Origin of the sequence: Streptomyces sp. Root1310, assembly GCF_001426425.1 — a bacterium.
Classification (GTDB): Bacteria; Actinomycetota; Actinomycetes; order Streptomycetales; family Streptomycetaceae; genus Streptomyces.
Genome location: NZ_LMEQ01000031.1, coordinates 307434 through 329275, shown reverse-complemented (window position 1 = coordinate 329275; position 21842 = coordinate 307434). Strand labels below are relative to the sequence as shown.

The 21842-nt window shown below is 73.3% G+C and carries 21 protein-coding genes; 9 read left to right on the top strand and 12 right to left on the bottom strand.

Annotated elements, in window-relative coordinates; genetic code table 11:
* Window positions 1–10 precede the first annotated feature (10 nt).
* Complete coding sequence (locus ASD48_RS32210; RefSeq protein WP_057605334.1) at window positions 11–1255, top strand: ROK family protein; 1245 nt, start codon at window positions 11–13, stop codon at window positions 1253–1255.
* Between the two features lie 352 nt (window positions 1256–1607).
* Here ASD48_RS32210 and ASD48_RS32205 read toward each other — a convergent pair whose 3' ends face one another.
* The 4 genes from ASD48_RS32205 to ASD48_RS32190 all read right to left on the bottom strand — a co-directional run bounded on the left by ASD48_RS32205 (window position 1608) and on the right by ASD48_RS32190 (window position 4667).
* Window positions 1608–2375 (bottom strand): SDR family oxidoreductase, encoded by a 768-nt coding sequence (locus ASD48_RS32205; RefSeq protein WP_057605333.1) that lies wholly within the window; start codon window positions 2373–2375, stop codon window positions 1608–1610.
* A gap of 79 nt (window positions 2376–2454) precedes the next feature.
* Window positions 2455–3039, bottom strand: coding sequence for a TetR/AcrR family transcriptional regulator (locus ASD48_RS32200; RefSeq protein ID WP_057605332.1), 585 nt, complete (start codon window positions 3037–3039; stop codon window positions 2455–2457).
* A 70-nt stretch (window positions 3040–3109) separates the two neighbouring features.
* A complete protein-coding gene (locus tag ASD48_RS32195; RefSeq protein ID WP_242432799.1) occupies window positions 3110–3646 on the bottom strand; it encodes a hypothetical protein in 537 nt (178 codons plus the stop codon).
* A 46-nt stretch (window positions 3647–3692) separates the two neighbouring features.
* Window positions 3693–4667, bottom strand: a complete 975-nt coding sequence (locus ASD48_RS32190) for a LysR family transcriptional regulator (RefSeq protein WP_079074116.1) — start codon at window positions 4665–4667, stop codon at window positions 3693–3695.
* 140 nt (window positions 4668–4807) lie between these two features.
* On the opposite strand from ASD48_RS32190, the gene ASD48_RS32185 reads away from it, so the two are divergent.
* From ASD48_RS32185 to ASD48_RS32175, 3 genes are read left to right on the top strand one after another with little or no spacing between them, the layout of a single operon-like run.
* Window positions 4808–5323, top strand: coding sequence for a hypothetical protein (locus tag ASD48_RS32185; RefSeq protein WP_057605330.1), 516 nt, complete (start codon window positions 4808–4810; stop codon window positions 5321–5323).
* A 10-nt stretch (window positions 5324–5333) separates the two neighbouring features.
* The gene (locus ASD48_RS32180; protein WP_057605329.1) at window positions 5334–6218 is read left to right on the top strand and encodes an NAD(P)-dependent oxidoreductase; all 885 of its coding nucleotides are present in this window, start codon (window positions 5334–5336) and stop codon (window positions 6216–6218) included.
* A gap of 55 nt (window positions 6219–6273) precedes the next feature.
* On the top strand, window positions 6274–6696 hold the full coding sequence (locus tag ASD48_RS32175; protein ID WP_057605328.1) for a PPOX class F420-dependent oxidoreductase: 423 nt from the start codon (window positions 6274–6276) through the stop codon (window positions 6694–6696).
* 24 nt (window positions 6697–6720) lie between these two features.
* Here ASD48_RS32175 and ASD48_RS32170 read toward each other — a convergent pair whose 3' ends face one another.
* From ASD48_RS32170 to ASD48_RS32160, 3 genes are read right to left on the bottom strand one after another with little or no spacing between them, the layout of a single operon-like run.
* A complete protein-coding gene (locus ASD48_RS32170; RefSeq protein WP_057605567.1) occupies window positions 6721–7629 on the bottom strand; it encodes a phosphotriesterase in 909 nt (302 codons plus the stop codon).
* Window positions 7626–8210, bottom strand: coding sequence for a DUF4865 family protein (locus ASD48_RS32165; protein ID WP_057605327.1), 585 nt, complete (start codon window positions 8208–8210; stop codon window positions 7626–7628). The genes ASD48_RS32170 and ASD48_RS32165 overlap by 4 nt, the downstream gene beginning before the upstream one ends.
* Window positions 8211–8218: 8 nt before the next feature.
* The gene (locus tag ASD48_RS32160; RefSeq protein WP_242432798.1) at window positions 8219–8785 is read right to left on the bottom strand and encodes a TetR/AcrR family transcriptional regulator; all 567 of its coding nucleotides are present in this window, start codon (window positions 8783–8785) and stop codon (window positions 8219–8221) included.
* Between the two features lie 233 nt (window positions 8786–9018).
* On the opposite strand from ASD48_RS32160, the gene ASD48_RS32155 reads away from it, so the two are divergent.
* From ASD48_RS32155 to ASD48_RS32145, 3 genes are read left to right on the top strand one after another with little or no spacing between them, the layout of a single operon-like run.
* Entirely contained in the window at window positions 9019–9312 is a 294-nt protein-coding gene (locus ASD48_RS32155) for an SHOCT domain-containing protein (RefSeq protein WP_057605325.1), read from the top strand.
* Entirely contained in the window at window positions 9309–10067 is a 759-nt protein-coding gene (locus ASD48_RS32150; RefSeq protein WP_057605324.1) for an ABC transporter ATP-binding protein, read from the top strand. Before ASD48_RS32155 ends, ASD48_RS32150 begins: the two co-directional genes overlap by 4 nt.
* On the top strand, window positions 10064–12625 hold the full coding sequence (locus ASD48_RS32145) for an ABC transporter permease (RefSeq protein WP_057605323.1): 2562 nt from the start codon (window positions 10064–10066) through the stop codon (window positions 12623–12625). Before ASD48_RS32150 ends, ASD48_RS32145 begins: the two co-directional genes overlap by 4 nt.
* An 84-nt stretch (window positions 12626–12709) precedes the next feature.
* Here ASD48_RS32145 and ASD48_RS32140 read toward each other — a convergent pair whose 3' ends face one another.
* Window positions 12710–13246, bottom strand: coding sequence for an ATP-binding protein (locus ASD48_RS32140; protein WP_057605322.1), 537 nt, complete (start codon window positions 13244–13246; stop codon window positions 12710–12712).
* 224 nt (window positions 13247–13470) lie between these two features.
* Entirely contained in the window at window positions 13471–13794 is a 324-nt protein-coding gene (locus ASD48_RS32135; RefSeq protein WP_054240675.1) for a hypothetical protein, read from the bottom strand.
* A gap of 398 nt (window positions 13795–14192) precedes the next feature.
* Here ASD48_RS32135 and ASD48_RS32130 point away from each other — a divergent pair, with 398 nt between their 5' ends.
* On the top strand, window positions 14193–15317 hold the full coding sequence (locus ASD48_RS32130; protein WP_057605321.1) for a PLP-dependent cysteine synthase family protein: 1125 nt from the start codon (window positions 14193–14195) through the stop codon (window positions 15315–15317).
* Between the two features lie 39 nt (window positions 15318–15356).
* On the opposite strand, the gene ASD48_RS32125 is transcribed toward ASD48_RS32130, so the two are convergent.
* Entirely contained in the window at window positions 15357–15827 is a 471-nt protein-coding gene (locus tag ASD48_RS32125) for an SRPBCC family protein (RefSeq protein ID WP_057605320.1), read from the bottom strand.
* Between the two features lie 54 nt (window positions 15828–15881).
* Window positions 15882–16712 (bottom strand): DeoR/GlpR family DNA-binding transcription regulator, encoded by an 831-nt coding sequence (locus tag ASD48_RS32120; protein ID WP_057605319.1) that lies wholly within the window; start codon window positions 16710–16712, stop codon window positions 15882–15884.
* Window positions 16713–16992: 280 nt separating this feature from the next.
* Here ASD48_RS32120 and ASD48_RS32115 point away from each other — a divergent pair, with 280 nt between their 5' ends.
* Complete coding sequence (locus tag ASD48_RS32115) at window positions 16993–19338, top strand: hypothetical protein (protein WP_057605318.1); 2346 nt, start codon at window positions 16993–16995, stop codon at window positions 19336–19338.
* 5 nt (window positions 19339–19343) lie between these two features.
* Here the strand turns inward: ASD48_RS32115 and ASD48_RS32110 are convergent, their stop codons facing one another.
* Window positions 19344–21791 carry a right-handed parallel beta-helix repeat-containing protein gene (locus tag ASD48_RS32110; protein ID WP_057605317.1) on the bottom strand — a complete coding sequence of 816 codons (2448 nt, stop codon included), beginning with the start codon at window positions 21789–21791 and terminating at the stop codon, window positions 19344–19346.
* Window positions 21792–21842: the final 51 nt, after the last annotated feature.

Below are 21842 nucleotides of genomic sequence, written 5' to 3'. Positions count from 1 at the left end.
ACTCGCTCTCATGAGCGGCAAGGCGGACCCCCGGCCGGCGGGGGATGGGACCACCTCGAGAGCGCGGCTGGACCGGGGGCGTGGTGCGCTGGGGCCCGCGTTGGAGCTCGTGCACACCGGGCGGGCGCCCACCCGCGCGGTCCTCACCGCCGAACTCGGCGTCACCCGTGCGACGGCCGGCGCGGTCGCCGCGGAACTGGAGGCGCTGGGCCTGATCAGGGTCGACGCGCGGCCGGGCGCCGCCGCCGGTTCGCAGGGGCGCCCCTCCCACCGGCTCGAGGTCGCCGAGGAAGGCCCGGTCGCCCTCGCCGCACAGGTCCACGCCGACGGGTTCCGGGCCGCGCTGGTCGGTCTCGGCGGGCGGATCGTCGCCACCACGCCCAGCTGCGAGACCGTCGACGCCGACCCCGCCAAGGTGCTCGGCGCCGCCGTCGACGCCGGCGCCGAACTGCTGCGGCAGACCGGCCGGCCCTGCGTGGGCGCCGGACTCGCCGTACCGTCCGCGGTCACCGAACCCGAGGGGCTGGCGCTGAATCCGCTGCACCTGGCGTGGCCGGTGGGCGCGCCGGTGCGCGAGATCTTCGCCGAGCGGATCCGCGCCGCCGGTCTCACCGGCCCCGGATTCGTGGGCAACGACGTCAACCTCGCCGCCCTCGCGGAACACCGGCACGGCGCCGGACGCGGCGCCCGCGACCTGCTGTGCGTGGCCACCGGGCACCGGGGCGTCGGTGGCGCACTGGTGCTGGACGGCCGTCTGCACACGGGCAGTTCGGGCCTCGCGCTGGAGGTCGGCCATCTCACCGTCAACCCCGAGGGCCGTCCCTGCTACTGCGGCAGCCGGGGCTGTCTCGACGTCGAGGCGGATCCGCTCGCCCTCCTCACCACCGCGGGCCGCGAGCCCGGCCCCGAGGGCTCGCTGCTCCACCAGGCCAACGAGCTGATCCGGGAGGAGTACGGCGATCCGGTGGTCCGCATGGCCGCCGAAGCCCTCATCGACCGGCTCGGCCTGGGACTGGCCGGCCTGGTCAACATCCTGAACCCCGACCGGATCATCCTCGGCGGTCTGCACCGCACGCTCCTCGACGCCGACCCCGACCGGCTGCGCGCCGTCGTCGCCGACCGGAGCCTGTGGGGCCGCAGCGGCGGCGTCCCCATCCTCGCCTGCTCCCTCGATCACAACAGCCTGGTCGGCGCGGCCGAGTTGGCCTGGCAGCCGGTGCTGGACGACCCGCTGGGGGCGCTGGGCCCCGCGTGAGCCGCGGCGCCGCACACGACCCCGCGCGGCCAACCGAAAGGCCCGCCCATCGCAGGGCCCGCCTTGCCGCAGAGCCCGCCCACTGCAGGGCCCGCCTTGCCGCAGGTCGTCCAACGCAGAGCCGCCTACCCCGCAGGGCCCGCCTGCCGTAGACCGATCACCGCAGAGCTCGCCTACGGCAGGGCTGGCCTTGCCGCAGAGCCGGCCCACTGCGGGGTCGGCCTACCGTAGAGCCCGCCCACTTCGGGCCCGCCTACCGCCCACTGCCCGCTCGCCCGCAGGGGCCGCCTCACCGTAGGGCCCGATCACCGCGGGCTCGCCTACGGCAGGCCTCGCCTGCCGGCCGGCCGGGCTACAGCGCGGCCCCGCCGTCGATCACCAGGTCGGTGCCCACGACGGACGCCGCGTCGTCCGAGGCGAGATAGAGCACCGCCTGGGCCACCTCCTCGGTCGACGACACCCGTCCGAGCGGCGACTGCTCCTTCATCCGCAGGGCGCGCTCGGCCTCGGACTCGCCCGGCCGCAGCGACATGGCCGTCTCGGACGGGCCGGGGCTGACGGCGTTGATCCGGACGCCGTCGCCCAGGTGTTCCAGCGCGGCACCGCGGGTCAGCGCGGTCACGGCCGCCTTGCTCGTGGCGTACGCCGTCAGGCCCGGGATCTGCCGGTGCACGCCGATGTTGGACGACACGTTGACGATCGCGCCGCCCCGCGGCTGCGTCCGCATCTGCCGCACCTCGGCACGCAGGGCGAGAAAGACACCGGTCAGGTTGGTGTCGACCATCGACCGCCAGTCCTCCTCCCCGACATCGGCGAGCGGCCGTCCCGCGCGGAGGACACCCGCGTTGTTGACGGCGACGTCGAGGGAGCCGAACCGGTCCACGGCCGCCCGGACGAGCGCGTCCAGGTCGGCGGCGCGCGATACGTCGGCGACCCTGGCGAGCGCGGTCCCGCCGGACCGTTCGACGAGCCAGACCGTCTCGTCGAGCGAGGCGCGGGTGCGCCCGGCCACGACGACCCGGGCCCCCTCGGCGGCGAAGGCCAGCGCGAGGGTGCGTCCGATGCCGGAACCACCACCCGTGACGAGCGCGGTGCGGCCGGAGAAGCGGTTCCGAGACATGACAGTCCTTTCCAGACCGATCATTCCAATATGCGGGCAGCCGAAAGCGCCCTCGAAGGTTCGCGTGGCCGGGTGGCGGTCAGTCCAGCAGGGTGAGCGCCTGCTCCGCCGCGTCCCGGACGCGCGCGGGATCGGTCGACGCCTTGCCCACCACCCGCAGTCCCTGGAGCAGGACCAGCAGCATGCGCGCCAGCCCGCGTGGATCGCGCCCGGCCGGCAGTTCGCCCTGCGCCCGCGCGCGCACCAGCGCCGACTCCAGCAGCGTCTCCAGGTGCTCCCAGCTCCGCTCCACCCGGCGGGTCGCCGCGGCGTCGTGCGGGGCCAGTTCCGCCGCCGTGTTGGTGACGAGGCACCCGTACGCCCGGCTCGCCTCGTCCGCCGCCTCCGCGGCGAACCGCCGCACCACGGCGCGCACCGCGGGGAGCGCGGGTCCCGGCTGCGACAACTCGTCCAGGAGCAGCGGCTGGTGCTCCTCCCCGTACCGGTCCAGCGCCTTCAGGTACAGGTCGTGCTTGTTGCCGAAGGTCGCGTAGAGGCTGGCGCGGCCGATGCCCAGGTGCCCGACGAGGTCCGCCATCGAAGTGGCCTCGTAGCCGCGCCGCCAGAACAGCTCCAGTGCCGACCGGAGGGCGGCGTCCGGGTCGAATTCCTTGCTCCTGGCCATGGGGTGACGCTAGATCAAACGAGAACGATCGGTCAAGTATGTGGAGGAGGTAGGAGGTAAGAGGTACGAGTCAGTCGTCCTCGCAGGCGTCGGCCCGGAAGTCCTCGATCGACGCGGTGAGATAGCCGTCGTCGTCGGCGCCCGGCACATCACCCGCGAAGTAGCGCACCCGGCCCGGGGCGAGCGCGGCCAGGTGGGCGAGCGTGAAGGAGACGTCGGTCGTCGACCAGGAGTTGTCCTCGGTCGATCCGTACAGGACGTAGGCGCGCCGCCGTTCGAGCGTGGCCGGCGGCTGCCGGTCGACGCTCCAGCCCCCGCCTCCGGTGCGCAACGGCCAGGTGACGAGGCCGGTGGCGGGCTTCGCGCTGGTCCAGCTCCCCATGTCCTGGGACTCCTCCCCGCCGTCGCCGGTGTACAGGACGGCCCTGTCGATGTGATGGTGACAGACCATCAGCACCCCGACCGGCTGCCCGTCCTCGGTCACCGTGATGCCGGTGCTGCCCGCCTCCGGCACCGTGCAGCCGGTGGACGAGGCCAGTACCGCGAGACCGGCGCAGGCCGCGGCGGCGTACCGGATCCGCATGGGCACCCCCTGGAGCAGGCTCACATCCTGACCTGGTCAGACACAACGGGCAAGGCCTGTGAGCGGGTTGCTACCAGTCCCGCGCCGCCGCCCGCAGCCGGTCGCTGACCCGGAGCACATCCGGGTTGGCGCCGCTGCCGGGACGCTGGACGAGGAAGAGCGTGTTGAGCGGGGGTTCCTCGGGGGAGTGCAGGCGGGTCAGGCGGCCCGCGTCCAGGTACTCCTGGCACAGCGAGTGCGGCAGCACGCTGTAGCCGGCGCCCGCGTTGACCGCCGACAGGACCGCGTACAGATTGGGCACCGTGACCGCGGCGCCGGCGGTGAGCTGCTTGCCGAAGACGTTCCGCCAGTAGCGCCGGGCGATGGGCAGATCCTCGGCGTACGACACCAGGGGGACGTCCCGCAGCGCGGCGCACAGACCGCCGCCCCCCGCCGGGTGCCCCTCGACCCGCCGGGCCCAGGCCGGGGAGGCGACCAGGACGTACTCCTCGTCGGCCAGCGGCACCGACTCCAGCGCACGGCCGCGCGGCCGCCGGGTGGCGATCACCAGATCGTGCCGGCCGGCCCGCATCTCCTCCAGCAGCGGTTCGGTCAGCCCCTGTGTCACCCGCAGCTGGAGCCCGTCGGCGACCAGCGGGGCCAGCGCCGGCAGCACCCGCACGCACAGCAGCTCCGACGGCCCCGCCAGATGCACCGGCGTGCTCGGTCCCGGCTGCGGGCCGCCGCCCTCGATCGAGGCCAGCGCGTCGAGCGGCCCGGCGACCTGCCCGGCGAGCTCACGTGCCGGCGGCGTCGGTTCCACCCCCCTGGGGAGCCGGGTGAAGAGCTCACGCCCGGTCTGCTGCTCCAGGGTGCGGATCTGGGCGGTCACGGTGGGCTGCGAGAGCCCCAGCTGCGGGGCGGCCGCCGTGAACGAGCCGGCCCGGTACACGGCCAGAAAAGTGCGCAGCAGGTTCAGGTCGGCGTGTGCCGGAAGCTGCCGGCCGGCGGTGGCCCCGCCAGCCCCGCCGACGAGTTCGCCGATGTCGGGCGTCCGGTTCTCCATACCGACCAGCGTATCCGTCCTGTGCATCGGAGTCCCGATGGCAGGCATCGGTCTCTCTATTGGTTTCCCGATGGCCCTCGGTCCTATCGTCCGAACGTGTTGCCGAGCGGCGGCACCCGCACACTCCGGAAGGAACCCCGATGACCACGCAGAACGCGATTGACTGGCCCGAGAAGTACGTCCCCGGCACCGGCGACAACTTCGTCTCCAACGAGGTGATCGTGCGGGGCCTCACGGCCGCGAAGGTCTGGCGCTTTCTGATCGACACCTCCGAGTGGGAGGGCTATTACGGCAACGTCGCCGACATCTCGTTCCCGCAGGGCGGCGGCCCCGAGCTGAAGGACGGCCTCGTCTTCTCCTTCGGCACCTTCGGCTTCCCGCCCCTGGACGCGCTGGTGGTCGAGTTCCAGGCCCCCGCCGACGGCGTTCCCGGCCGCCTGTCCTGGACGGCCGCACTGGACGGCCCGCCCGAGGAGCGCCTGGACGTGCTGCACGCCTGGCTGGTGGAGGACCTGTCCGGCGGCCGGGTCCGCGTCCTGACCCAGGAGACCCAGCTCGGGCAGCCCGCGGCCGCCCTGGCGGGGGAACGGCCGGACCCGATGCTCAACGGCCACCAGGCGTGGCTGGACGGCCTGGTCGGCGCCGCGTCGAAGTAGGTTTGAGGCCATGACTGACGAACTGACAGTGAGCGTCCTCGGCACCGGCATCATGGGTGCCGCGATGGCCCGCAACCTCGCCCGGGCGGGCCACACGGTGCGCGCCTGGAACCGCACCCGGGCCAAGGCCGAGCCGCTCACCGCCGACGGCGTCCACGTCGTCGGCACCCCCGCCGAGGCCGTCGAAGGCGCGGACGTCGTCCTCACCATGCTCTACGACGGCCCCGCCGCCCTGGAGGTCATGCGCGAGGCCGCGCCCGGACTGCGGGCGGGAGCGGCCTGGGTGCAGTCGACGACCGCCGGGACCGGGGCCATCGGCGATCTGGCGGCCTTTGCGAGCACGCACGACCTGGTCTTCTTCGACGCGCCTGTCCTGGGCACCCGGCAACCCGCCGAGGCCGGTCTGCTGACCGTGCTGGCGGCGGGCCCGGGCGAGCACCGCGACGCGGTGGCGCCGGTGTTCGACGCGGTGGGCGCGCGGACGGTGTGGACGGGCGAGGACGGCGCCGAGGGGAGCGCGACCCGGCTGAAGCTGGTGGCCAACAGCTGGGTCATCGCGGCCACCGCCGCGGCCGGCGAGGTCCTCGCCCTCGCGCAGTCCCTGGATGTCGACCCGAACGCGTTCTTCGAGCTGATCGCGGGTGGTCCGCTCGACATGGGGTACCTGAAGGCGAAGACCGGCCTGATCCTCGACGACCGGCTCTCGCCCGCACAGTTCGCGGTCGCGACGGCGGCGAAGGACGCGCGGCTGATCGTGGAGGCCGGCCGTGAGCACGGCGTCCGCCTGGACGTGGCGGCGGCGAGTGCCGAGCGTCTGGAGCGGGCGGCCGCTCAGGGCCACGGCGACGAGGACATGGCCGCCGCCTACTTCGCCAGCTTCGACAAGAACGCCTGAACCGCGGGACACCCGAACCGCGAACCGCGAGGCACCCGAACCGCGAGGAGAATCCGTGTCCAAGCCCCCGCTGCCGCCCGAGGCCGTCGAACTGCTGGGCCGCCCCAACCCCTGTGTGATGGCGACCCTGCGTTCCGACGGAGCCCCCGTCTCCACTCCCACCTGGTACGTCTGGGAGGACGGACGCGTCCTGATCAGCCTGGACGAGAGCCGGGTCCGCCTCCGGCACCTGCGCCGCGACCCGCGCCTGACCCTCACCGTCCTCGACGCCGACGACTGGTACACGCACGTCACCCTCATCGGACGGGTGGTCGAGCTGCACGAGGACGACGGCCTGGCCGACATCGACCGCATCTCGACGCACTACACGGGCAAGCCGTACCCCGACCGGGTCCGCTCCCGTGTCAGCGCCTGGATGGAGATCGACCGCTGGCACGGCTGGGGCGCCCTGAAGGACAGTGACCAGGCGTCCACCTGAGCGGCCCGCCGCCGGGCCCGGCGGTCAGCGCCACTCGACGCCGAAGGCCCGCCCCGGGTTCTCCGCCAGGATCCGCGCCACCAGCTCCTCACCCACGGCGAGCGCCAGCCGTGGCCGGACCCTGCGCAGCAGATACGGCATGCCGGGCCCGCCGTCGACCGAGCGGGCCGCGGCCGTCGTGGTGTCGCCGCCGAGCAGCAGCCGGTCGCCGAAACCGGCATCGGCCAAAGCCCGCACGGCGTCCGGCATCCGCCAGTCGGTGGCGTGGTGGGCGCGTGACGGGCCGTCGAAGGCGAGCCAGCAGCCCGCCTCGGCGGCCTGCCTGTGCACCACCGCGTCGGGCGCCCGGTTGAGGTGCCCGAGGATCACCCGGTGCGGGGGCACGCCCAACTCCCCGCACAGCAGGTCGACCACGTCGAGCGCGCCGGTGCCCAGCTCCAGGTGGACGGCGATCGGGGCGTCCGTCGCGTGATGCGCCTCGGCCGCGGCGGCCATGGTCCAGCGGGTGTGCGCGTCGAGGGCGTGGAACCCGCCCGCGACCTTGACCAGCCCGGCGCGGACCCCCGACGTCCCGATGCCCTCGGTCAGTTCGGCCACGAACACCTCGGCGAGCCGGTGCCGCAGGCCGTGCAGCGTCGCCGTGTCGTAGTGGATGTCCTGGTGCAGCCCCGTCGCGGCCACCACCCGCACGCCGGTCTCCCGTGACAACGCCGGCAGATCAGCCGCGCGCCGCCCGAGACCGTACGGCGTCCACTGCACGACGGCGTCACCGCCCTGCGCGCGGAACGCGGCCAGTTCGGCACGTGCCGCGGAACGGCTGTCGAGCTCCTGGCCGGGCAGCCGGGGACTGCCGAAGAACAGGTGGTCGTGCGCGTCGCACACGCCGAGCCGCTCCGCCGGCAGGTCCCCGAGCACGGTCCGCACGGCGTTCACCACTGCCGGCCCCCGGGCAGGGCGGTCCGCCCCGGCGCAGACAGGTGCAGCACCCGGAACAGGTCGCCGTCGGCCTTCGGTGTGTCGTGCTCCCAGAGCGAGAAGTGCACGCTCTCCCAGCGGCTCGTGTCGACCGCCGCCGCCGCGAGCACCGCGCCCTCCTCCCGCGCCAGCCGCCCCGCCTCGTCCGCCGCGTCCCGCGCCGCCTCGGACAGCGCCGCCCCGTCCGGGACCGGCACGCGACGCCGTACGGCGAACAGGGCGGGGGAACCGGCGGCGACGCCCTCCCGGTACGCCAGACCGGTCCACTGACGGACCGCCGGACGCCCGAAGTCGTCGCTCAGCCGCTGGAACCCGCCTCCCCAGAGGAAGGCGTTCATGCCCTCCACGGTGTTCCAGAGGTAGAACGGCGCGTACTGGTTGACCGGCGATCCGTGCACCCCGCGTTCGCGCACCAGGTACGCCTTGAGACCGAGGCCCTCCCAGTCGTCGAGCAGATGCCCGACGCGGGACACGCGCGCGTGGATGACGCCCATGTCGTAGTCGGACGGCAGCGTGAGCTCGTACTGCATGGCGTGCATCGGGCCTCCTAGTCGGCCGGACGGGGCGCGAGCAGCGACAGCAGCCCGCGGACACCCGCGTCGAAGGCGGTCGGCGAACCGGAGGCGCGGGCCAGGACGTAACCGCCCTGCACGGTCGCGACGACGGTGGCGGCGATCGCCTCGCCGTCCAGCCCGGGCCCGAACTCGCCCTGTTCCTTGCCCTCCTCGACGAGTTGCGCGATCCGTTCCCGGATCCGGTCGATCGTCGCGTCCACGGGTTCGCGCAGCTCGTCGTTCGCGATCACCTCCGGATCCATCGTCAGCCGCCCGACGGGGCAGCCGCGCAGCACGTCCCGCTCGCGTGTCAGATAGGCCTCGATGCGCTCGTACGGCGTGCCCGGCCCGTCGAGTACTCCCTCGGCGGTAGCCCGCATCTCGTCGGCCGTCCGCCGGATCGCCGCCAGGGCGAGATCGGGCTTGCCCTTGAAGTGGTGGTACATGCTGCCCTGCCCGGCGCCCGCGCGCTCCAGGATCGCCTTGGGGCTGGTCCCCACGTAACCGCGCTCCCAGAGCAGCTCCCGGGTGGACTCGATCAGCCGCTCCGAAGTGCTCATGACTCGACTGTACATACCAGTAGGTACAGAAGTCGAGCCATACCGGTAGGTACAGAACTCTGGCCCCACGCAACAGCCCCCACGGAACAGCCCTCGGGGAGCAGCCGGGACACGCGCGCGTACTCCCGGCGGGGTACGCGCACTGCCGCTGGCCGTACGACGACCCGGACCCCCTCCCGGCGGGACTCTCGAGGCATCACGCAGACACGGACCCACCGAGGAGATGACCCGAGATGAACACCCTGGCGAACTGGGACGGCGGCGGACCCGGCCCGTGGATCCTGTTCTTCCCGCTGATCTGGGCGGCCGTCGTGGTGGGCGCCGTCACGGTCCTGCGCCGCACGGCGTGGCGAGGCCGCCGCGGTCCGTGGAGCGCGGTCGGCGACCCCCGGCCCACCGGCGACTCGCCCCTCGCCGTCCTCGGCCGTCGCTTCGCCTCCGGTGAGATCGACGAGGACGAGTACTGGCGTCGGCTGTCCGTCCTGGACGAGCAGTTCGGCCGCACGGACAAGGGCGGTGCGGCATGAGCACCGCGACCGCCACCACGGCCACGCGGAACGCCGCGCGGGTCGTCGACGCCGTGAAGGTCTACGGCGTCGGCGACACCGCCGTACGGGCCCTGGACGGCGTGAACGTGGCCTTTCCGGCCGGCCGGTTCACCGCGATCATGGGCCCTTCGGGCTCGGGCAAGTCCACCCTGATGCACTGCGCCGCCGGCCTGGACACCCTCACCTCGGGCACCGCGTACATCGGCGACACCGAACTGCGCACGCTCGACGACCGTCGGCTCACCCTCCTGCGCCGCGACCGGGTCGGGTTCGTCTTCCAGGCGTTCAACCTGGTGCCGACCCTGACCGTCGAGGAGAACATCCGGCTGCCGCTGGACCTGGCGGGCGAGCGGGGCGAGTCGGAGTGGATCGACGCCCTCGTGGACGTCGTCGGGCTGCGCGACCGGCTCCACCACCGGCCCTCCGAGCTCTCCGGCGGCCAGCAGCAACGCGTCGCCGTGGCACGGGCGTTCGCCGGCCGGCCGGACGTCGTCTTCGCCGACGAACCCACCGGCAACCTCGACTCCCGAGCCGGGGGAGAGGTGCTCGGCCTCCTCGCCCGCACCGTACGCCGGACCGGCCGTACGGTCGTCATGGTCACCCACGACCCGGTCGCCGCCGCCCACGCCGACGAGGTCGTCTTCCTCGCCGACGGACGGCTCGTGGACCGGATGGCGTCCCCGACGGCCGACCGCGTCCTGGACCGCATGAAAGCCTTCGAGGTGCCGTCATGAACGCGTCCCTGCGGCTCAGCCTCTCGTCCCTGCGCGCCCACCGGCGCCGCTTCGCCGGAACCTTCCTCGCCGTCTTCCTCGGCGTGGCGTTCCTGGCCGGAACGCTGGTCATGGGGGACACCCTGCGCGCCGGTTTCGACTCGATGTTCGGCAACGCGACCGCCGGGACCGACGCCGTCGTGCGCGGCGCCGACACCATCACCACCCCCGGCGAGAGCCAGGGCGTGCGGCAGCCCGTCCGCACGGACCTGGTCGGCACCGTCGCGGCCGTCCCCGGCGTCGCGGCCGTCGCCCCCGACATCCAGGGCGCGGGCCAACTCGTCGGCGGCGACGGCGAACCGATCGGTGGCCAGGGCCCGCCCACCCTCGCGGGCAACTGGATCACCGACACGAAGCTCAACCCCTACCGCCTCGCGGAGGGCCGCGCACCGGCCCGGTCCGGCGAGGTCGTCGTCAACCGGGGAACCGCAGAGAAGGGCGGCCTGAAGATCGGCGACACCACCACGCTGCGCACCCCCGACCCCGTACGCGTGACGATCGTCGGACTCGCGACCTTCGGCGGCGAGGACGGCATGGCCCAGGTGACCTTCACCGGTATGACCCGGGCCGACGCCGAGAAGTACCTGACCGCCAGGCCCGGCCGGGCGACGAGCATCGTGGTGCGCGCCGCCCCGGGAGTGAGCCAGGAGGAACTCGTCGGCCGGCTGACTCCGGTACTGCCCGAGGGTGTCGAGGCCATCACAGGTCAGGAGGCCGCGCAGGAGAACACCGACATGATCGCCAGCCAGTTCCTGACGATCTTCACGACGTTCCTCCTGGTGTTCTCCGGTGTGGCCCTGCTGGTCGCGACCTTCTCCATCCACAACACCTTCGCGATCGTCGTGGCCCAGCGCGCACGGGAGAACGCCCTGCTGCGCGCCCTCGGCGCCTCCCGCCGACAGGTCACCGAGGCGACCCTCGTCGAGGCCGCCGCCGTAGCCGTGACCGCTTCGGCCGCCGGACTCGCGGGCGGCATCGGTATCGCCGCCGGTCTCCAGGCACTGTTCCCGGCCATCGGATTCCCCTTCCCCGAGGGTGACCTGGTCATCGGAGCCCTGTCGCTGACCGTCCCCCTCCTGGTCGGCGTCCTGGTCTGCCTGGGGTCCGCGCTGCTGCCCGCCGTGCGCGCCGGCCGCACCGCCCCGCTGGCCGCGCTGCGCGAGACCGCCGTGGACTCCTCCGGCGCCTCCCGCCTCCGCGCCGTCGCCGGCGCGGGCCTGCTCGCCCTCGCCGTCGCGGTGACCCTCACCGGCGTCCTGGTCACCCCGTCGGTGTGGCTGGCGGGAGGCGGAGCCGTCCTGGCCCTGATCTCCTTCGTCGTCCTCGGACCGGTCGCCTCCAGCACGGCCGTACGCGTCCTGGGCAGCCCTCTGGACCGCCTGCGGGGCATCACCGGGGGCCTCGCCCGCCGCAACGCCCTGCGCAGCCCGAAGCGGACGGCGGCCACCGCCGGCGCCCTGATGATCGGCGTCGCGGTGGTCTCCCTCTTCACCGTGTTCGGGGCCTCCCTCAAGGCGACCATGGACCAGACCGTCTCCCGCTCCTTCGCGGGCGACGTAGCCGTCAGCACCCCTTCGTTCGGCGCGGGCGGCAGCGGACTCAGCCCTCGGCTCGCACCGGCCCTCGGCAGGCTGCCCGAGGTGGACACGGCCGTCGGACTCGGCCGGGGTGTCGCGGAAGTCGACGGAAAGGGGCGGGCGTTGACCGTCACCGACCCGGTCGCACTGCGCCGGACCTTCGACCTCGGGACCGTCCGGGGCGACCTGGGCGCCCTCGGGACCGACGGCATCGCGATCACCCGGCAGGAGGCGGACCGACGGCACCTGACGACCGGTGACACCGCCCGGCTCGCCTTCACCGACGGCGACGAGAAGACGTTCACCGTGCGTGCCGTCTACGGCCGCTCCGAACTCGCCGGCGACTATGTCATCACCCGCGCGGCCTGGGCCCCGCACCGCACCCAGGACGCCGACACGCTGCTCGCGGTCTCCTTCGCGGACGGCGTGAGCACGGCCGAGGGCAAGGCCGCCGTGGAGAAGGTCGCCGCCCACTACGGCAATCCCGAGGTGCAGACCCGCGACGAGTACGCGCAGTCCTCGGCCGGCGGCATCGACATGATGCTGACCCTGGTCTACGCCCTGCTCGCCCTCGCGGTCCTCATCGCCCTGCTGGGTATCGCCAACACGCTGACCCTGGCGATCCACGAACGCACCCGCGAGCTCGGCCTGCTCCGCGCCGTCGGCCAGACCCGGTCCCAGCTGCGGGCCATGGTCCGCTGGGAGTCGGTCCTGGTCGCCGCGTTCGGCACGGCGGGCGGCCTGGCCCTCGGCGCCTTCCTCGGCTGGGTGCTGGTCCGGGCCTCCGACGGGTCGAGCGACAGCGCCTTCGCCTTCGCGCTGCCGACCGCGCGGCTCGCCGTGGTGGCCCTGGTGGGCATCGCCGCCGGAGCCCTCGCCGGATTGCGTCCGGCCCGGCGCGCGGCACGCCTGGACGTGCTGCGGGCCATCGCCACCGAGTGACGTACACCCGGACGGCGTACGCCTCGGGGACCAGTCACCGTGCCCCGGGGCGACGGACGTCCCGAAGGTGACGTCACCGCCCGGTCAGCCGACGACGGCCGACCGGGCGGGGGCATGTGCGGGCCGCAGGTCGTCGACGGAGACGACCTCCGTGAACCGCGGCGCGACCTGCTCCCGGGGTGTACGACGCGGCGGACGCGCCGACAGCTCCCGCGTGGCGACGGGGGTCGGCAGCGTGAACCACACGACCTTGCCGGACTCGCCGTCCGGCCGGGCGCCCCAGCTCTCGCTCACCGCCGCCACCATGGCCAGGCCGCGCCCACAGGTGGCGAGCGCCTCCTCGTCGACGACCCCCACGACCGGCAGGCGCGGGTCGTGGTCGCGCACGGAGACGGTGAGCCGGTCGAGCAGCAGCTCCATCTCCACGACGCACATCTTGTCGGGCCGCGCGTGCAGGTGGACGTTGGTCAACAGCTCCGTCACACCGAGCGCGGCGCGGTCTATGAGCGGATCCATATGCCAGTAGCGCAATTGCGCGGATACGATTCTGCGGACCTGGCCGATCCGCGACGGCAGGGCCTGAAGCTCGACCGTGCAGTGCCTGTTCGGGTTGGTGATCACGGCTGCGACTCCCCGACTTAGGTCCGGAAGAACACGGGATTCGGATCGAGCAGGGCGTCTGCGCAAGGCGGCCGCCTGCTGTCGTGGCCGGCGGGCTGGTTCGCAGCGTTATCGCCGGTAAACCCAGAGTGACGTGAGACCAGAGTGACGCAGTGGCCGCAGAGCCGCAACTCGCGTGGGCCAGGCCACCCGTTCGGCCTCGGACACGGCACATCCGCGCCGGCTCAGCCGCCGCGCCCCGCCGCCCTGCGCACGGCCTCGATGAAGCGGCGCGCCGCGGGAGGCCCCGGTTCGCCCGGTGCCGGGTCGTGGTCGCCGAGGGTGAGCAGATACCGCTTGCCGTTGAGGTCGGCCAGGGCCCGGTCCTCCGGCGCGAACCAGGGCCTGGAGGCGCGGACCGCCTGCACGGGCGCGCTGTCGATCTCGCTGCCGTAGCTGGTCAGCAGCTCCAGCCTGCCGTCGCTGATCCGAACCTGACCGGCTCGGGTGAGCGAACGCAGCCGCTTGCCGATGCGCACGCCCGTAGCCGTGAACTCCGGCTCCGCCATGCCTCCCCGCCCCCTTGTGTGCCTGGGCGAGCCGAACCGTGCACCCGCGTGGGTCGTGATCCAGCCCGCGTCGTGATCGAACCCGTCCTCGGTCCAGTGTGCGCCCCCGTCCGGGACCCGCGTCCGGACCGGCGTCATCACCCCGCCCGGGCCTTCGCCCGACCCGGTGCAGTCTGCCCGCGCCCGGCGTCGAGCACCAGTGCGCACGACGCCTCGGCGCCACCCGCCCGGAGCATTCGCGGGAATGCGCCCCCCGCGCCCCCAAAGCCGCCCCCCAGGGCCGCCTTTGAGGCTCTCAAAGGTGTGTTTATGCAGGTGAGAAGCGTGCGACTGGTGTTTATGATCGGTGTGTCGGCCGCGCGGACCACCGTCGGCGCGAAGCCTGAAGGAGCCCCGCCGTGACCACCCCCCAGCCCCACAGGACCGGCGCCACCCTCGACGTCGACCGCAGTGACACCGCCTACCGTGACTGGCTGAAAGAAGCCGTCCGCAAGGTCCAGGCCGACGCCAACCGCTCGGCCGACACCCATCTGCTGCGCTTCCCGCTGCCCGAGAAGTGGGGCATCGACCTGTATCTCAAGGACGAGTCGACCCACCCCACCGGCAGCCTGAAGCACCGGCTCGCCCGCTCGCTCTTCCTCTACGGCCTCTGCAATGGCTGGATCCGGCCGGGCCGCCCGGTGATCGAGGCGTCCAGCGGTTCGACGGCCGTCTCCGAGGCGTACTTCGCCAAGCTGATCGGCGTGCCCTTCATCGCGGTCATGCCGCGCACGACGAGCGCCGAGAAGATCCGCCTGATCGAGTTCCACGGCGGTCAGTGCCACTTCGTCGACGACTCCCGCACGATGTACGAGGAGTCCGCCCGCCTCGCGGCGGACAGCGGCGGCCACTACATGGACCAGTTCACCTACGCCGAACGGGCCACGGACTGGCGCGGGAACAACAACATCGCCGAATCCATCTTCCGCCAACTGGAGTGGGAGCGGTTCCCGGAGCCCGCCTGGATCGTGGCCACGGCCGGCACCGGCGGCACCTCCGCGACCCTCGCCCGCTACGTCCACTACACACAGCGCAACACCCGCATCTGCGTCGCCGACCCGGAGAACTCCTGCTTCTTCGAGGGCTGGACCACCGGCGATCCGGACGTCACCTGCGACTGCGGCTCCCGTATCGAGGGCATCGGCCGCCCGCGCATGGAACCCAGCTTCGTGCCCGGCGCCGTCGACCGGATGATGAAGGTCCCGGACGCGGCCAGCGTCGCCGCGGTACGCGCACTGGAACGGGCCATCGGCCGCAAGGCGGGCGGCTCGACCGGCACCGGACTGTGGAGCGCGCTGAAGATCGTCGCCGAGATGGTGGCCGACGGACACCGCGGCAGTGTCGTCACCCTGCTGTGCGACCCGGGCGACCGCTACCTCGACAAGTACTACTCCGACACCTGGCTCGCCGAACAGGGCCTGGACATCGCCCCCTACACCGCCGCCATCGAATCGTTGCTGGCCACGGGCGTGTGGCCGGCCTGACCTCCGCGACGCGCGGCCCGAGCGGACGGTCCGCGACCCCTACGGGGTGAGCCGGCGGTCCAGCTTCGTCACCGCGTCCCGGAACGACCGCCCCAGACCGGCCCGCGCCAGCCGCAGGACCGCCCGGAACGCCCCGTTGCCGTCGGCGGCGAACGTCCACCGCACCCGCGTCCCCGCCCCGGCCGGCGCCAGCCGCCACTCCTCGACCAGCGCCCGCACCCCCGGCGCGTTGGTCACGTCCACGCGGTAGGCGTACAGCTCCGGCTCCTTCGCCACGAGCACCGTCTCCCGGAAACGCGTGCCGCCCCTGAGCCGTACGTCGCGCCCCGCGCCGTCGTCCAGGGGCTGGACGGACCGCACGGCCGGGAACCACTCCGCCCAGCCGGACACGTCCTCGGCGAGGGCGCGGAAGACGAGTTCAGGGGGAGCGGACACCTCCTGGGCGAAAACCAGCCGTACAGGAGCGGTCTCGACGAACGCGAGTCCTTCGGGGCGCAGTCGGTGAGCCATGCGCGCGACCTCCTCGGGCGTGGAAGCGGGTGCGTCACCCTAGCCGCAGGCCCTTCAGATGTCTGTACCCTCACCGGGCTCGCCCGCGACCACCAGCCGCCGCAGGTGCTCTGAGACCTCCGCGCGCGCCGCCTCCGGCAGCCCCGTGTCCGTCACCAGCGTGTCGACCTGCTCCAGCGCCGCGAACGAACTCAGGCCCACCACACCCCACTTGGTGTGGTCCGCGACCACCACGACCCGGCGCGCAGACTGCACCAGGCGCCGGTTGGTCTCGGCCTCCGCGAGGTTCGGCGTGGACAGACCGGCCTCGGCCGATATCCCGTGCACACCGAGGAACAGCACGTCGAAGTGGAGCGCCGCGATCGCCTGGTCGGCGACCGGACCCACCAGCGAGTCGGACGGCGTGCGCACCCCGCCGGTCAGCACGACCGTGGCCGCGCCCTGCCGGGGGCCCGAGGTGCGCTGCGCCACGTGGAAGACGTCGGCCACGCGCACCGAGTTGGTCACCACGGTCAGATCCGGCACGTCCACCAGATGGTGCGCCAGCGCGTACGTCGTCGTACCGCCCGACAGCGCGATCGCGCTGCCCGCGGCGACGAGTTCCGCCGCCGCCTTCGCGATGTCCTCCTTGGCGGTCAGCTCCAGACCCGACTTCGCCTCGAAGCCCGGCTCGTGGGTGCTCGCCTCCACGACCGGCACCGCACCGCCGTGCACCTTCTCCAGGACACCCTGCCGCGCCAGCGCGTCGAGGTCCCGGCGCACCGTCATGTCCGACACGCCGAGCTTGCGGGTCAGCTCGTTGACCCGCACGCCGCCCCGGCGGCGTACCTCGTCCAGGATCAGGGCGCGGCGCTGCTCCGCGAGGAGGTTCTGATTCTCACTCACGTACGCTCCGGTCCTTTCCCTCAACCCGTCCGACAGGCCCGCTCACCTGCTCCGACGAGGCCATTCTCGCCGATTCCGGTGCGGGGCGTCCCATCCTCGCACGGCTTGCTCACAGCTGGTCCACCACCCCGACGCGTGCATGCCACTCACCGGGGGCGTGGGCGTTCACCGCCCGCACCGGGGAGGTTCCGTGACGGGAGGTGTATCAAGCCTGTGAAGTGGCGATCCTTATGTCCGCGCGGACACATGTCGAAGGCGTGTCACGGGGGAAGTGCGAACAGTGGAACGTGCCTCAGCGGACAGAACGGCCCTGGAACTCCTGGTCCACGGCGTGGGTGGTGCCACGCCCGAGAAGATGCTCAACGATCCGCGCACGGTGCGGATCACCGGCGACGAGACGGCGGCCGTGTTCCGGCGCGCCGACGACGTCACCGCGGACACCGCTCCCGCCGACGACCGCGGCCGCGACGCTCCCGTTCCCGAGGCCTACGTGTGGTCCAACCTCACCTCGGGCAACGGCACCCGCGCCCTGTGGCTCCTGCTGCTGCCGTTCATGGTCGTCAACCTCGCCCACTGGATGCGTCCCGCCGCACCGGAGGGCATCCGCGCGGTGCGGCTGTACGGGCTGCTCGTGCGGCTCGCGGCACTGAGCCTGACGGTGCTGCTCGTCGCCGCGGCCTGCGAGGTCGCCCTCGACCTGACCGCCTGGCAGTGCGCGGGCACGACCGCCTGCGCCGAGCGTCACTCCTGGCTGGGTTTCCTCTCACCGGCGGTCTCCGACGGCGGCTGGTGGAGCCTGCCGGGCCGTCGGCTCGCCCTCGCCGCCCTGGTCCCGACCGCCCTCGTCGGTCTCCTGTGGTACCTGTCCCACCGCACCTGGCGGGCCTACGAGTCCCAGGAGCCGCTCGACCGCGCGGCCGAGCCCGAGAACGGCCCCGGTCACACCGCACTCGGCCGGCCCGGCTTCTGGTACGGGCGCCGGCTGGTGGCCCGCCTGCGCGCGGCGCACACCGCGGCGGGACTGCTGACGGTGGCCGCTGCCGTCGGTACGGCCGCCGTGCGCCAGGACCGCCGGCCCGGCGGCCCCGCGCTCCTCGACTGGCTCGGCCGACTGCTGGAGGCGTCCCTGGTGGCGGGCGCGTTCGCCACGGTGTGGGTGGTGTGCCGCCGGGGCCGCAGCGAGCACCGCCTCGACCGCCGCATCGACGCGCACCTCGTCCACCGGCTGCCCCTGGCCGCCCTCGTCCTGCTCGCCCTCACCCTGGTGTACGCGGGGTGGCAGCGCCCCGGCTGGCACTCCGAGGGGCGGCTTCCCGGCGACGCGACCTTCGGCGGTCTCGCCCTCGCCCAGGGCGCCCTGGTGATCGCCCTCGCGGTCGTCGCCCGCGTCCTGCACCACTGTCCACGGGAGCGCTCCGCGCCGTCGGACCCGGCCGGGGCCACCGCCGTCGAGCGGGTGCAGCTCGTCCAGCAGGAGCGCTGCGCCCTGCGCGGGCTCGGTGGGCCCGCCGTCGCGATGCTGGCCTGCGCGCTCGGCGGAGTGATGTCCGGCGGGGTGTCGCAGCGGGTGTCGGACTGGCTGGACGGCACCGGGACCTTCCTCGACGGACCGCCCGTGCTCCTGACCTGGCAGGCGTCCGTCATCCCCGTGCTGCTCGTCGTCCTGCTGGCGCTGTGCGGACTCCTCGCGCGGCAGACCTGGCTGCTCACCCGGGCCGAGGAGGAGGCGGTGGGCCGTGAGTACGGGGTCGGACCCGGCGACCCGGCCCGCACCCGTCGCATCGCCCGCGCCCGCGCGATGGCCACCCTCACCGACCGTGGCCCGCTCCTTGTCGCCGTCGTCTCCACCGCGACGCTGCTCCTGGGCGCGGGAGCGCTCGTCGGAGCCTTCGGCACCGGGAAGACCCCGGTCCGTGCCGGGGACGGAGCCCAGCCCTTCGTCCAGGGCGCGGCCCAGACCGCACAGGCGATGGGCTCCTGGCTCATCGGCCTCGGCTTCGTCCTCTTCGTCACCTGGGGCCGGCGCGCCTACAAGGACGCCTCCGCGCGGCGCACGATCGGCATCCTCTGGGACGTCGGCACCTTCTGGCCGCGCGCCGCGCACCCTTTCGCCCCGCCCTGCTACGCGGAGCGCGCGGTCCCCGACCTGACCTGGCGGATGGCCGGCTGGACGCGCGCCACGGGCGGACGTCTGGTGATCTCCGGGCACTCCCAGGGCAGCGTCCTCGCGGCCGCCGCGGCCTGGCAGCTGAAGCCCTCCGACCGCAAGCGGGTCGCCCTGCTCACCTACGGCTCCCCGATCGAGCGGCTCTACGGCCGCTGGTTCCCGGCGCACTTCGGCCCGGCCGCGCTCGCCGCCCTGCACGAGGACATCGCCTGCTGGCGCAACCTGTACCGGCTCACCGACCCCATCGGCGGCCCGGTCCGGCTCTCCGGCGACGACTGCGGCCCCCAGGTGGACCGCGAGCCCCTCGCGGACCCGCTGGCGTACGGCCGCACCGAGGAACACCCGCTGCCCGCGCCCGTCCTGGGCCACTCCGACTACCAGGCCGACCCGGCGTTCGTCGAGGAACGCGAGATGCTGCTGGGGCGGCTGCGGCCGGAGCTGCCCGTGCAGCGCACCTGAGCGGATCAGGGCAGCTCGGGCAGATCCTCCGCATACAGCAGGGTCAGGTCGTCCGTGCTCGGCTCGGCCACCTGGGCCACCCGGCCGGCGTGCCGCTCCACCATCGCCTCGAACGTCTGGCGCGCGGTTCGCCCGTTGCCGAAGGCGGCTCCCTTGGGGAGTTCCGTGAAGTACTTCAGCAGGGCGTCCGCGGTGCCCGGAGCGAGCCGGTACTCGTGCTCCTCGGCCTGCTGCTCCACGATCCGCAACAGCTCGTCGGGGCCGTAGTCGCCGAAGGTGATGGTCCGTGAGAAACGGGACGCCACACCGGGGTTGACCGAAAGGAAGCGCTCCATCTCCGCGGTGTAGCCCGCCACGATCACCACCACGGAGTCCCGGTGGTCCTCCATCAGCTTCACCAGGGTGTCGATGGCCTCCTTGCCGAAGTCGCGGCCCGCGTCCTCCGGCGACAGCGCGTACGCCTCGTCGATGAACAGCACGCCGCCGTGCGCCCGTTGGAAGGCCTCCTGGGTGCGGATCGCCGTCGAGCCGATGTGCTCGCCGACCAGGTCGACGCGGGAAACCTCGACGAGGTGGCCCTTCTCCAGCACGTCCAGGGCGGCGAGGATCTCCCCGTAGAGGCGGGCGACCGTCGTCTTGCCGGTGCCGGGGGAGCCGGTGAAGACGAGATGGCGCTTGACGGACGCCGCCTTGAGCCCGGCCTGCTGACGGCGCCGGCCCACCTCGATCATGTCGATGAGGGCCCGCACCTCGCGTTTGACGCTCTCCAGGCCCACCAGCGTGTCCAACTCGCCGAGCACGTCCGTCGAGGTCCGCACCGACGTCTGCGGCTCACCGGCGGCCCGCGGCGGTTCCGGCGCGGTGGCCCGCTGCTCGGGAACCAGACCCAGCAGACCCGGCGACTGGGCGCTCGTCTGCACCACCGGCTCGGGCGCCCCAGCGGCCCCGGGTGTCCGCACGCCCGCGCTCTCGTCGCTGGTGCAGTCCTCGACCAGGGGACCGGAGCCCGGGCCCGCGTCGCCCCCGGCGTCGGCGAACTCGTAACCACCGCGCGCGCAGCGCTCCGTACGGCACTTGCGCAGCGTCGTACGACTGCCGTCTATGACATGGAAGCCGTAGCCGCCGCTGTTCGTCACCCGGCAGTTCAGGAAGGTGCCGCGGCCACCGGCCGACACATAGAACCCGGCCTCGGCGGGGGAGTCGACGGTGCAGCGCTCGACGGTCGGGTCGGCGCCCTTGGTGACGATCACGCCGGTCTGGGTGCTGTCCACGGTGCAGTTGTTGAGGGTGCCACCGCTGCCGTGGTCGCGGAACCACGCGCCGGTCGCCGCGTCCCGGATCCGGCAGTCGTCCAGCTGGGCGGTCGCCCCGTCGCTCACCGACACGGCCGTGTTGCGCACCTGGGACAGGTCGCTGTCCACGACGTCCGCGCGGGAGCCCCGGTCGAGGACGAACAGGGCGTCGGGCACGTCGTGCACCCGGCAGGAGTCGAGGACCGCGGTGGCGCCGTCGCTGACCCAGACGGCCGGGTAGTCGCCGGTGCTGTCGAAGATCTCGCACTGGTTGGCGTCCACGCGTGTGCCCGGGTCCCACACCGACAGTCCGTTGCGGCCGAACTGACGCACCGTCGTGCGGGTCAGTGTCAGGACGGAACGGGAGCGCAGGTCGACCGCGTTCTCCGGGATGTCGTGGATGCGGCAGTCGGCCAGGGTGAGCACGGCGTCGGTGTCGAGCGTGACGCCGTCGGAGGTCGTGCGGTGCACGTCGCAGTCGGTGAGGTGCGCGGTGGCCCGGGCGGTGATCTGGACACCGCTGCCCCGGACCTCGTAGATCTCGCAGCCCACCGCCTCCAGCGAGGAGTTGTCGCCGGTCGCGCTCAGACCCGCGCCCGACGTGTGGTGCACCCGGCAGCGCTCCAGCCGGGGGTGGGCCCCGCCGCGCACCGAGACGCCGGCCTGTCCCGCCGCGACGACCTCGCACTCCTCGAAGACACCGCCGCCGCCGTCGACCACGGCGATGCCGATGCCCGCCGGGTTGTCGACGGTGCACCGCCGCACCGTCGGGCGGGCACTGCCCCGCACCTCGATGCCCGCCGCCGACCGCGTGACGATCCGTACGTCCAGCAGCTCCGGTGTGCCGTCCTCGACGAGCACCGCGGGCGCGGCCGCGTCCTGGCCCTCCACGTGCAGGTCCTGTACCACCGCCGAGGCGCGTACGGTCAACGGCACCCCGTCCAGGGGCGCGAGGCGCACGGAACCGGGGGAGCCCTCGGGGCCGCGCAGCGTCACCGACCGGTCGACGACCAGGTTCTCCCGATAGGTTCCGGGAGCGATGGTGAGCACGTCACCCTCGGCCGCGGCCTCCAGGGCGGCGGCGAGCGATGCGTACTCACCCGTGCGGCGCCGCCACCTCGATGTGCCGGTGTGCGTCACCTGGACCGTGCCCTGTGCCATGGCGTTGATGTGCCCCCACCTCGTGGTACGCGGGTTGATGCCGAATGGTTC

What these genes read in the sequence shown, in the direction of transcription:
- ASD48_RS32210 (WP_057605334.1), top strand. Translation starts at nt 11, where the DNA reads ATGAGCGGCAAGGCGGACCCCCGGCCGGCGGGGGATGGGACCACCTCG.
- ASD48_RS32205 (WP_057605333.1), bottom strand. Translation starts at nt 2,375, where the DNA reads ATGTCTCGGAACCGCTTCTCCGGCCGCACCGCGCTCGTCACGGGTGGT.
- ASD48_RS32200 (WP_057605332.1), bottom strand. Translation starts at nt 3,039, where the DNA reads ATGGCCAGGAGCAAGGAATTCGACCCGGACGCCGCCCTCCGGTCGGCA.
- ASD48_RS32190 (WP_079074116.1), bottom strand. Translation starts at nt 4,667, where the DNA reads ATGGAGAACCGGACGCCCGACATCGGCGAACTCGTCGGCGGGGCTGGC.
- ASD48_RS32185 (WP_057605330.1), top strand. Translation starts at nt 4,808, where the DNA reads ATGACCACGCAGAACGCGATTGACTGGCCCGAGAAGTACGTCCCCGGC.
- ASD48_RS32180 (WP_057605329.1), top strand. Translation starts at nt 5,334, where the DNA reads ATGACTGACGAACTGACAGTGAGCGTCCTCGGCACCGGCATCATGGGT.
- ASD48_RS32165 (WP_057605327.1), bottom strand. Translation starts at nt 8,210, where the DNA reads ATGCACGCCATGCAGTACGAGCTCACGCTGCCGTCCGACTACGACATG.
- ASD48_RS32160 (WP_242432798.1), bottom strand. Translation starts at nt 8,785, where the DNA reads ATGAGCACTTCGGAGCGGCTGATCGAGTCCACCCGGGAGCTGCTCTGG.
- ASD48_RS32155 (WP_057605325.1), top strand. Translation starts at nt 9,019, where the DNA reads ATGAACACCCTGGCGAACTGGGACGGCGGCGGACCCGGCCCGTGGATC.
- ASD48_RS32150 (WP_057605324.1), top strand. Translation starts at nt 9,309, where the DNA reads ATGAGCACCGCGACCGCCACCACGGCCACGCGGAACGCCGCGCGGGTC.
- ASD48_RS32145 (WP_057605323.1), top strand. Translation starts at nt 10,064, where the DNA reads ATGAACGCGTCCCTGCGGCTCAGCCTCTCGTCCCTGCGCGCCCACCGG.
- ASD48_RS32135 (WP_054240675.1), bottom strand. Translation starts at nt 13,794, where the DNA reads ATGGCGGAGCCGGAGTTCACGGCTACGGGCGTGCGCATCGGCAAGCGG.
- ASD48_RS32125 (WP_057605320.1), bottom strand. Translation starts at nt 15,827, where the DNA reads ATGGCTCACCGACTGCGCCCCGAAGGACTCGCGTTCGTCGAGACCGCT.
- ASD48_RS32110 (WP_057605317.1), bottom strand. Translation starts at nt 21,791, where the DNA reads ATGGCACAGGGCACGGTCCAGGTGACGCACACCGGCACATCGAGGTGG.